The organism is Thermus sp. FJN-A, from assembly GCF_054655095.1.
In genome coordinates, this window is record NZ_BAAHSC010000319.1 from 1 (window position 1) to 236 (window position 236).

Here is a 236-nt window from a genome sequence, read left to right on the forward strand (position 1 = left end):
CCCCGTGCCCATAGCGGCGTGGAACCACCCGTTCCCATTCCGAACACGGAAGTGAAACGCGCCAGCGCCGATGGTACTGGGACCGCAGGGTCCTGGGAGAGTAGGTCGGTGCGGGGGATTTTTCCATGCGGGAGTAGCTCAGTCGGTAGAGCACGACCTTGCCAAGGTCGGGGTCGCGGGTTCAAGTCCCGTCTCCCGCTCCAACCCTCGCCCCCCCAGGCCAACCCCTGGGGGGG

The 236-nt window shown here is 66.9% G+C and carries 1 tRNA gene and 1 rRNA gene; both read left to right on the forward strand.

Annotated elements, in window-relative coordinates:
• Window positions 1–117: ribosomal RNA gene (gene rrf, locus ACYQ0J_RS13890) — 5S ribosomal RNA — on the forward strand.
• A gap of 10 nt (window positions 118–127) precedes the next feature.
• A tRNA-Gly gene (locus ACYQ0J_RS13895) sits at window positions 128–203 on the forward strand.
• The last annotated feature ends 33 nt before the right edge of the window (window positions 204–236 follow it).